Source organism: Serratia sp. PL7, assembly GCF_945957435.1.
This window is the reverse complement of the sequence record NZ_CAMFLB010000068.1, coordinates 1-4,604: the sequence shown is the minus strand read 5'-3', so window position 1 is coordinate 4,604 and position 4,604 is coordinate 1. Positions and strand designations below refer to the sequence as shown.

The window sequence follows — 4,604 nt, the reverse complement described above, 5'->3', positions numbered from 1 at the left end:
ATAAAACACTATCAGTAAGTTGGAGTCATTACCCATCACCCTTTCCTAATGTATCAACAATGTTGACACAATTAATGTATCAAAAACGATGGTTTTTGTGACAGTCTTGAAAAGTCCTGACTTCTCCCGAAAAATGACTCCCCTCATGTAACAAAACTCGTTACTATATCAACATAACAATAACCCCATAACTAATTAGCGTGAAAAGAATGAAAATCGGCTATGCACGTAAATCTACGCATCTTCAGGATGTGGCGCACCAGGTTGACGAACTAACAAAAGCTGGATGTGAGCAAATCTATCAGGATCAGACCTCACGTAGCGGCCCCAAGCGCGACAAAAAAGGTGCGCCGGAACTGGAGAACTGCCTGAAAGCATTGCGCGAGGGAGATACCCTAGTAGTTTGGGCACTAGATCGGCTCGGCGGTTCATTGGGTCAAGTCATTACTTTACTCGACGACCTGAAGAAACGCGGAATAACTTTCATAGCCATCAAGGACAGAATAGACACAAATGCGCCAGTTATAGGGGAAATCTATACGCATCTGATGGCGATATTCTCTAGCTTTGAACGCAACCGCAATATTGAAAGAACGCGCTCAGGCCTTGCAGCTGCACGCGCAAGGGGCCGTGTGGGAGGGAGAAAACCGTCACTTTCTGAAGAAGATGTTAAACAAATTAGAATCTTACTTGCTGATCCTGAAATGACAGTTGGTGCAGTTGCTAAGCGCTTCAACGTTTCTCGCATGACTATTTATCGCTACACCACAAAATCATGAATGACCGCAGCATGGCGGTTTTATTTTCTTATGCCCGTCAGGGCATGGAAGGCGACCGCGCCGGACTTAACCGGCCACCGGCCGCAAATCGCCGGAAACCGCAACGCTGACCGGATCGCCCGGCCCAGCCCCCTCCCTGTGTATTTGCATGTATCTGATCCCCCATTCGCAAATCAGTTGATCACTCACTCGCAAATTACTTGATCACCTCCAGCAGGAAGTTTGCATCACTTCAGGGAGCGAATAATTGTATCTCAGGTACCTGTTGTCGCAGGGTGTTGTAATTCATGTCTTTTACAAAAATCAGGAGGCCGCAGCCTCCTGAACAACATCAGATCCTTCCACCCACCCCTTTGAACTTATCAATGAATGCTGAGACCTTCTGAAACACCGTCTTTTTCTTGGTTTTATACTGTGGATTTAGCGGACTGAGTTTCGGTAACGCTTCATTCAGAGCCGTCCCGTTTTCAGTGGCATATTCACGCTTGAGTGACGCACTGATATAACGCCTGGCAGCATCGTGATTGAGATTCTCTTCCTGAATCAATGCCTCCGCTTCCCGCTGCTGAGCGGCCTGAGCGAAGGTGTAGAACTGCTCTATCACGGACTCTTTATTCGGCAGGTTATCTATATCTGTCTGCCCGATAAATTCCAGCATCAGCCCTTCTTTCGCCCGGTTCCCCAGACTGGCACGGATAAGCCGGGTGACCTCTTCCTTCAGTGTCTCTTTGTTCGGGTGCTGTTTGTTGTATTCAAAAATCAGTTCAAGAATGTAATCGAGATTGATTTCCTGAGACTTCAGCAAGTCAACTTCAAACACCACGTCATCCCAGCTGACTGTCGTATTGCCCTTCACATTACTTTCGCGCTCATTGCGCTGCCAGTCACGGATATCGTTGTAGCTTGAACGATAGTCCTGTACTTCTCGTTCGGAAGGTAACCGGATGGACTGGAGTGCTGCCAGTTTTTCATCATCAAGGAAATGTTCAGCCTTAAAAGCGTCAACGGCGGCAGGGTCACTGATATCCACTGTCTGAATCGCTCTCAGTGCCGTGAACTCATCGTAGTTTTGCAGAATATTTTCAGCCCGCAGGTATTCGCCAAACAGTTTGATGAAGGCTTTTTTCTCTTTTTCAGAAGTGATATCTGCCGGGTCAGGAAAGCGGGTCTCCAGCTCACGGACAATATCGATAAAACCACGACGTGTTTCACCCGTGACTGCATCAGTGAAGCCTTCCATGTATTCGGTATAGCTTTTCTCCATGACCACACTTTTGGTGTTGCTCTTCCCGAACAGGGTAATGGCATCAATGGTGGCCTGCTCTAAGTCCCGAAACGTGACGATATTACCAAAGGTTTTCGTGGCGTTATAAATCCGGTTGGTACGCGAGAATGCCTGCATCAGCCCGTGATAACGCAGGCTCTTATCGACAAACAACGTGTTCAGTGCCGGAGCATCGAAGCCGGTCAGGAACATACCCACTACAATCAGCAGGTCCACTTCCTGAGACTTAACCCGTTTAGCCAGGTCGCGGTAGTAATCCTGAAAACCGTTGCCATCAGTGCTGAAATTCATTTTAAAGGCGGCGTTATAGTCAGCGATGGCAGATTCCAGAAACTCACGGGAGCCTGGGTTCATCTCTGAGGTATCAATACTCTCATCGTTAATATCACCGATAGCATCCTGTGCTTCATTGGCAGCATACGAGAAAATGGTCGCAACCGTCAGGGGCTTATAACTGCTGTCCTGCTCAGCCCTTAACTTCTGGATGTATCTGAAGGATTCATAGTAGGCTTTGGCGGCATCGACGCTACTGACGGCGAACATAGCGTTAAAGCCCTTAGCGCCGGGGAAAGCCCGATGGGTCTTTTGCCGGAAGTGCTGAAGGATGTAGTTTGTCACTTCCTCAATCCGATTAGGGTGCAGCAGGGCGTGTTTGTTTTCTGCCGCAGTAATTTTCTTCTCGTCCGTCTCGGTTTCTATCGCCTTAAATTGCGGGCGCACATCATTGTAATCCACCTTAAATTTCAGGACTTTTTCATCACGGATGGCATCGGTGATGATATAGGCATGCAATTCCTTACCAAATACACTGGCAGTATCTTCCGCACCCAGCGCATTTTTACCGGCAAAAATCGGTGTGCCTGTGAAACCAAACTGATAAAAACGTTTAAATTTCTTCTTCAGGTTTTTCTGGGCTTCCCCGAACTGGCTGCGATGACATTCATCAAAAATAAAGACGACCTGTTTCTGGTAGACGGCTAAATCTGCATCCCCCTTCATCAGGTTATTCAGCTTCTGGATAGTCGTGACAATGATTTTATTGTCATCTTTATCGATATTACGTTTCAGTCCCGCGGTGCTGTCAGAGCCGTTGACGCTGTCCGGTGAGAAACGCTGATACTCTTTCATGGTCTGATAATCGAGGTCTTTGCGGTCAACCACAAAGAAGACTTTATCGATGAAATCCAGTTCAGTTGCGAGTCGGGCGGCTTTAAAACTGGTCAGGGTTTTTCCTGAGCCTGTCGTATGCCAGATAAACCCGCCTCCGTCAGTGCTGCTCCATTTCTTTGACTGAAACGCACTGTTAATTTTCCAGAGGATGCGTTCAGTGGCTGCAATCTGGTAGGGGCGCATAATCAGCAGTGTGTCGCTGGTATCAAATACCGAGTAATTAAACAGGATATTCAGCAGGGTATGTTTCTGGAAGAACGTGGCCGTAAAGTCTCTCAGGTCTTTAATCAGTGTATTGTCAGACCGCGCCCAGTTCATGGTGAAATCGAAACTATTTTTATCCCGTCTAGTCGTATTGGCAAAGTAACGGGTATCCGTCCCATTAGAAATCACAAACACCTGAAGGAACTTGAATAACGAATTTTCGCTATTAAAACTCTCTTTGCTGTAGCGATGAATCTGGTTAAAGGCCTCCCTAATCGCCACACCACGCTTCTTCAGTTCAACCTGTACCAGTGGTAGTCCATTGACCAGTATTGTTACATCATAGCGATTCGCATGCGTTCCCGTCTGTTCAAATTGCTGGATAACCTGCAACTTATTACGGATAAGATTTTTCTTGTCGATAAGACTGATATTTTCAAGACGACCATCATCAAAAGTGAAATCACAAATGTAGTTATCATGAATCTTACGGGTTTTATCGATAAGAGTATCACTGGGGTTATCGAGATAACCCTCAGTAAAGCGCCGCCACTCCCCTTCGCTAAATACCACCTGATTCAGCGCCTGAAGCTGCACCCGCACATTGGCCAGCATAGCCGACTGAGAGGTTAAATCAGGCACAAACTCATAACCCTGATTACGTAAATCCTGAATCAGTTCACGCTCTAACTCCGACTCACTCTGGTAGCGGTCACTCGCTTCCCATTCCGTGACGTATTTATCCAGCACGATGAAGTTATTGGATTCGGCGATGGTTCTGGTCTGCTGCGTCATATTGCTCCCTGCTGTCGTTATACTGCGAAGGGTGAAACGATGCACTTACGGCTTGAGCATCGGGTAATATCTGTGCAAAGCACTGCCAGTCAGTGGCTCTCACCGGCAGTGTCGCTGATGTCAGTTCGTTACGTAATCAGGTTTAGGGAAACTGAACAGCAAATCTCGGTAATATTCGTACTGTTTCTGGCGCAGTTCAATTTCACGGGGCAGACCTTCAGTGATTGAACTGGCTAAAATATCAAACTTATCCAGGACAGAAACAATGCGTGCCTGCTCCGAAAGGGATTTTCCCGCTTCATTTGGGTAAGGAATAGGTACTTTGATTTGTTTAAGTGCATTTGCATTGAACTGAGGTTGCCCGCCACCTG

The 4,604-nt window shown here is 47.0% G+C and carries 3 protein-coding genes; 1 reads left to right on the top strand and 2 read right to left on the bottom strand.

What is annotated here, in order from left to right; genetic code table 11:
- Positions 1-209: 209 nt before the first annotated feature.
- Positions 210-779 carry a recombinase family protein gene (locus N6G83_RS53905; RefSeq protein ID WP_001749988.1) on the top strand — a complete coding sequence of 190 codons (570 nt, stop codon included), beginning with the start codon at positions 210-212 and terminating at the stop codon, positions 777-779.
- 331 nt (positions 780-1,110) lie between these two features.
- Here the strand turns inward: N6G83_RS53905 and N6G83_RS53900 are convergent, their stop codons facing one another.
- Together N6G83_RS53900 and N6G83_RS53895 are read right to left on the bottom strand one after the other, a co-directional pair.
- Positions 1,111-4,233, bottom strand: a complete 3,123-nt coding sequence (locus tag N6G83_RS53900; RefSeq protein ID WP_260524404.1) for a type I restriction endonuclease subunit R — start codon at positions 4,231-4,233, stop codon at positions 1,111-1,113.
- A gap of 120 nt (positions 4,234-4,353) precedes the next feature.
- Positions 4,354-4,604 (bottom strand): restriction endonuclease subunit S (locus N6G83_RS53895; RefSeq protein ID WP_260524403.1); only part of this gene is annotated, 251 nt, incomplete at its 5' end.